Origin of the sequence: Sphingobium sp. Ant17 (genome assembly GCF_000588875.1) — a bacterium.
Lineage (GTDB): Bacteria > Pseudomonadota > Alphaproteobacteria > Sphingomonadales > Sphingomonadaceae > Sphingobium.
Map to the genome: position 1 here is coordinate 1 of NZ_JEMV01000125.1, position 4,354 is coordinate 4,354.

The window sequence follows — 4,354 nt, forward strand, 5'->3', positions numbered from 1 at the left end:
TTGGAGATTCGCAGAATACGTTGCGCGAACTGCTAGCAGGCGATGGGCGTCTCAAACTGCTCGGCTACCAAAAAAGTTCGCTATGATACGAACTGGAAGTCGTACACCGACAATGATGGCTATCATGCCCCATTGCTACATCAGGCGTTCAAGATGCTTAACTGGCAAGGTGGCAACGGTCGCCAGTTTACAGCAAMAAAAAAAAAACGCGGCCACATTTGTTTCGAATCTGCGCTTTCTGTGGCACACGGGCCCACCGTGCTCAAAGACAAATCGCTGATCGAATTCAAAGGGCAGGATCCTGCGGTCGGCTCACGGATCGTTTCTCTCTTTCCCACCTTTGTTTCGACGAAGCATCTGGATGTCATCAAATTTGCGCTTTGCGACACCAATCGATGCTGAGACGGTCGAGGTCCACTACGTCTATTTCGCACATCAGGATGACGACGAGGACATGGTTCGGCACAGACTGCGGCAAAGTTCAAACCTGCTGGGGCCATGCGGCCTGATCAGCATGAAGATGCCTCGATTTTCCATCGCATCCATATCGGAAATCACACGCCCGGCTCTGCCATCTTCCAAAAGGGAGTGCATGACCCTTTGAAGCTAGAATCGGAGTTCCTTCAAAAACGACGAGAGCGGCAATCTGCCGCGCTGGGAATATTATCGGTCGGTCATGGGGTTTTTGAGAGGGCGGCGGCATGATAGAGACAGATATGTCGCTTGAAGCGGCGCTCAATGCCGTGCTGCTAGCGGATGCCCACGCGCTTGATAGCAAAGATATGCAGAGATGGCTAGATAATTACGCGGACGAGGAAAAACGCGTCGTATTTCTGCCGTTCGGCGGAAAATTCAGAGCACGGACTTGCCCTTGGCTTTATGTACGACGACTGCCGGGCGAGGCTCGAGGATCGCGTCACTTTCGTAAATGACATTTGGGTCGGCACATTCCAGGACTATCGTACACGTCATTTCGTTCAATTGACCAGCTATCATCGAACCGATGCAGCCACTTTGGAAATGCGGTCTAACTTTTCCGTGTTCATGACGCCTAAAGACAGTGGCATCACCCAGGTGCTTGCCGCAGGCCAATATCTTGACAGCGTGCGGCAACAAAAGAATGGCGGGCTGAAGCTATTGTCGCGGCGGGCTGAGCTCGATACCTCTGTGCTTCCACGATATTTGGTCTATCCGATATGAGAACACCGGTAATAAAAGGGGCCATTCATTGGCGGTAGCACCGGATTAAAAAGGGGCCACTTCTGCTAGACCTTCGCTTTTGTGCGGAGGCGGAGGGTGAAGAGAGTGGAGCTTTATCAGAAGGTTCGCCATGCCGTGCTTATTGACGGCATGAGCCGCCGGGCCGCAGCGGCGTATTTTGGGATTAATCGCAACACGGTCGACAAGATGCTGGTTTTCCCGGAGCCCCCGCAGCACGGGCGATGCGGAGTTACATACAGCCGGAAGCTGGCGGGGTTCACCGAGATCATTGATCAGATATTGATCGATGATCGTACAGTGCATTCCAAGCAGCGGCATACGGGAGGACGGATATTCGAGCGGCTGCGCGATGAGCATGGTTCACCGGGGGCATCACGATTGTGCGAGAGTATGTAGCGTGCGCGAAGTTACGCAGCCGTGAGGTTTTCATTCCGCTGAGCCACAGGCCGGGCCATGCACAGGTAGCCTTCGGCGAGGCGGGCGGGATCATCGGCGGCAAGCTGACGCGGTTCCATTATTTCGTAAGCGCGAAATTCCGCGCACCTGTTCGGTTGAGTGACGCGGTGTGAAGGATGTGTCCACCAAGGAAGAGGTGGACACATGGAGATGGCACCGATGGGCTCCTATGGGCTCGAGGTTGTAATACCATCCGTCCGTGATGCTGACACACGTGGGGGATTCCCAAAGCGGCGAAACTATGAATCTATGTCTTCGGGTTGGAGGGCATTGTCATGGGTGCAGCGATTGGATTGCGAGACGACTTTGATGCAGCGGGCTTGAGGCGACTGGCGCGGACGACGAAAGAGCGCGAACCAGGGACGCCGACTGCTAGCTTTGGCGGAAATCTATGATGGCGCGAACCGCAGCGATGCCGCGCGCATCGGCGGAGTGACCCTGCAGATCGTGCGGGATTGGGTGGTGCGGTTCAACGCCCGAGGTCCAGCSGGTCTCCTTGACGGCAAGGCCCCAGGCAAGCCGCCCTTGCTGAATGATATCCAGCGCCAAGCGCTSGCGGAGGTCGTTGAAAGTGGACCGATACCAGCGATCCATGGAGTTGTGCGTTGGCGGCTGATCGACCTGGCGCGGTGGCTTCATGACGAATTTGGGGTKTCTCTGACGGAAACGACCGTAGGGCGAGAGTTGAAAAAGCTGGGCTATGTCAAATTGACGGTACGCCCACGTCACCATGCCCAGAACGAATATGCGATGGAGGCCTTCAAAAAGATCCCATGATGAGAGTTGGATAGCGGTCTGAGGGAGCTCAGAGTCGGTTTGCTACCAACCACTCTGAAAGGATTTGCCATGTCAGCAGACCCCATCTCGCAGCTTGCCGCCATCCGAGTTGATCTTGGCGCAATTTTCGTTTCGCTGGAACTGTCGAAATCGACCTGGCTGGTGACCTCGCTGTCGCCGAGCACCGAGAAGATGTCCCGTCACTCCGTGCCAGGCGGCGATATGCCAGCGCTGCTCGCATGTTTGGATGCCTTGCGCGACAAGGCAGAAGCCCGCGAGGGCCAGCGCTACCCGGTGATCGCTATTCAGGAAGCGGGGCTCGATGGCTTTTGGATTCATCGCGCCCTGGCGTCGGAGGATTGGGTCACCAGCCATGTAGTCGACGCCGCTTCGATTGCGGTCTCGCGCCGGCACCGGCGGGCAAAGACCGACAGGATCGACGGCGAGACGCTGGTTCGTACCCTGATGGCCTGGATGCGCGGTGAGCCGAGGGTGTGCTCGATGGTTCGTGTGCCAACAGTCGAGGAAGAGGACCGTCGGCGGATCGGACGAGAACGCAAGACGCTGGTCAAGGAACGCACGCTTCACACGAACCGGATCAAAGGCCTGCTCTTCAGTGTCGGCATTCGGGGTTATGAGCCGAACCGACGGGATCGGCGTGAACGCCTGGAAGAACTGCGGACGGTCGACGGCAAACCCTTGCCCTTGCATCTCAAGGCGCAGCTCAATCGTGAGCTCGACCGTCTCGAGTTGCTCTGCGAACAGATCAAATGCGTTGAGGCCGAGCGTGACGACATGGCCGAGACTTCGCCACAGGCGATGCTCGCAATGCTCAAGGGCATAGGCCCAGAGTTTGCGAATGTCCTCGCCAGCGAAGGGCTGTTCCGGCATTTCGACAACCGGCGCCAGATCGCAGCTTATGCCGGCCTTGCTCCCTCGCCATGGCGCAGCGGCTCGATCGATCGCGAGCAGGGCGTCTCGAAGTCTGGCAATCCACGCTTGCGCACGACGATGGTTCAAGCCGCATGGCTGTGGCTGCGCTATCAGCCGGACTCGGCTTTGTCCCGCTGGTTCCAGGAACGCGTCAGCCGCAACGGCGGACGCGGCAAGAAGGTCGCCATCATCGCACTGGCACGCAAGCTGCTCGTGGCCTTCTGGAAGTACGCCATGAGCGGTGTCGTGATCGAGGGCGCCGTCATGACGAAGGCCTGATCAACATACTTCATGTGACCCAATCCCCGGGGCACTGATCAGCCCCAATGGATCCAGGCGAACGGACCGTAAGCCCCCCTGGCCGCAACAGCCGTCTCAAAAGAATGGTCCCGTTCTCCTGAGCCCTGCCCCGAACGCGGGATTATGGTGCTGCCGTCTCGAACGGCGACCGGATGTGAGGTTGTACAGGCGAGGCGTGTTCGCCGGTACTCGTAACTCGGCTCAGCTGGATATCATTGGCAATTGGACGGACTGCTAAAATGCTTTGTCACCCCATTGACCGGAGAAACATCATGTGAGGGGGCTTTGCAACCCAGCTGGCAAAGATCAAAGCCGCTCTCCCGCGGGTCGTGTCCCGGCGCGTTCTCTAATCGCCACTGTCAACAGCTGACCTCTTTGCGGTTCGTCACGCGCGCTGGGCTCCAGGGTTCTCTCCGCGGTCGTCGCGCTGGACGCCGCATGTTAGCGTTCAAAGTAGGGTGAATCTAAGTGGTGTGCGCGGTCCGTGCCGCACTCGCGGGAACGATCTCACCCYYGCTAAGCGTCCCAGCGGGACGCGTTCTGTCGCGCTTGAGTTCAGCGTATTGCTTCGGATTTGGATCAGCCATGGCCGCCTCCCGGAAGGTCGTGTTGGTACGCCACATTGCGTGCAATGTTACCGCCAGCTTCCTGGCCAGGGCGCTTTCGC

At 57.8% G+C, this 4,354-nt stretch carries 5 protein-coding genes and 1 pseudogene; all 6 read left to right on the forward strand.

Features of this window, described 5'->3' with window-relative positions; all coding sequences use genetic code 11:
* The first annotated feature begins 42 nt into the window (after positions 1-42).
* A complete protein-coding gene (locus BF95_RS29955) occupies positions 43-402 on the forward strand; it encodes a hypothetical protein (protein WP_235209987.1) in 360 nt (119 codons plus the stop codon).
* A gap of 299 nt (positions 403-701) precedes the next feature.
* Positions 702-932 (forward strand): hypothetical protein, encoded by a 231-nt coding sequence (locus tag BF95_RS29960; protein WP_235209989.1) that lies wholly within the window; start codon positions 702-704, stop codon positions 930-932.
* Complete coding sequence (locus tag BF95_RS29965; protein ID WP_235209988.1) at positions 880-1,200, forward strand: aromatic-ring-hydroxylating dioxygenase subunit beta; 321 nt, start codon at positions 880-882, stop codon at positions 1,198-1,200. The genes BF95_RS29960 and BF95_RS29965 overlap by 53 nt, the downstream gene beginning before the upstream one ends.
* Positions 1,201-1,296: 96 nt before the next feature.
* A pseudogene (locus BF95_RS24400) lies at positions 1,297-1,742 on the forward strand (IS21 family transposase); the annotation flags it as partial.
* A 313-nt stretch (positions 1,743-2,055) separates the two neighbouring features.
* A complete protein-coding gene (locus BF95_RS24405) occupies positions 2,056-2,454 on the forward strand; it encodes a winged helix-turn-helix domain-containing protein (RefSeq protein WP_161774425.1) in 399 nt (132 codons plus the stop codon).
* A 69-nt stretch (positions 2,455-2,523) separates the two neighbouring features.
* Positions 2,524-3,666 (forward strand): IS110 family transposase, encoded by a 1,143-nt coding sequence (locus tag BF95_RS24410; RefSeq protein WP_043155352.1) that lies wholly within the window; start codon positions 2,524-2,526, stop codon positions 3,664-3,666.
* Positions 3,667-4,354 lie beyond the last annotated feature (688 nt).

Excerpts from the sequence above, each read along its gene's own strand:
- BF95_RS29965 (WP_235209988.1), top strand. The coding sequence starts at position 880 with ATGTACGACGACTGCCGGGCGAGGCTCGAGGATCGCGTCACTTTCGTA.
- BF95_RS29960 (WP_235209989.1), top strand. The coding sequence starts at position 702 with ATGATAGAGACAGATATGTCGCTTGAAGCGGCGCTCAATGCCGTGCTG.
- BF95_RS24410 (WP_043155352.1), top strand. The coding sequence starts at position 2,524 with ATGTCAGCAGACCCCATCTCGCAGCTTGCCGCCATCCGAGTTGATCTT.